Here is a 731-nt window from a genome sequence, read left to right on the forward strand (position 1 = left end):
TAGATTGTGACGTAACTAAATCATGTTTGGCATCCGGCGATCGCTGCGGAAAAACACTTTCCGCGGGCAGCTGACGTGGGAAAACGATTTTATTTTGGAGGGATATGGCGAATGGATAATAAGCCTAATATATTATTGATACTTGCGGATGATCTGGGGTTTTCTGATTTGGGATGCTTTGGCAGTGAAATCAATACCCCTAATATAGACAGTCTTGCAAATGAGGGATTGCGGTTCACACAATTTTATAATTCAGCCCGCTGCTGTCCAAGCAGAGCATCGTTGCTAAGTGGATTATATCCGCACCAAGCAGGTGTAGGGGAAATGACAGAGGATCTGGAAACACCGGGATATCGGGGACATTTAAAAGATCAATGCGTTACACTTGCGGAGGTTTTAAAACAAGGCGGATACCATACCTATTTATCCGGGAAATGGCATGTCGGAGAAATAGGACCGATTGAAAGGGGCTTTGATGATTTTTACGGGATGCTTGGAGGGTTTACAAGCTTTTGGGATAGAAAAGAATATACTCGGTTGCCTGAAGGGCGAACTGAACGCAGTTATCAAGATGGAGAATTTTATGCGACCGATGCGATTACGGATCATGCACTGGATTTTATCAAGAATTCCCAAGAAAATAACAGTCCTTTTTTCCTTTACCGAGCTTAGAGTGCACCACACTTTCCATTACAAGCACCAAAGGAAGAAATTGCAAAATATGAAAAGGT

General features: G+C 42.8%; 1 protein-coding gene. It reads left to right on the top strand.

Features of this window, described 5'->3' with window-relative positions:
• Window positions 1–111 precede the first annotated feature (111 nt).
• Window positions 112–672: a sulfatase-like hydrolase/transferase gene (locus AC3G7N_RS20970; protein WP_489424092.1), complete on the top strand. Its 561-nt coding sequence runs from the start codon at window positions 112–114 to the stop codon at window positions 670–672.
• Window positions 673–731: the final 59 nt, after the last annotated feature.

It is taken from the genome of Virgibacillus carmonensis (assembly GCF_057836705.1).

What these genes read in the sequence shown, in the direction of transcription:
- AC3G7N_RS20970 (WP_489424092.1), top strand. Translation starts at nt 112, where the DNA reads ATGGATAATAAGCCTAATATATTATTGATACTTGCGGATGATCTGGGG.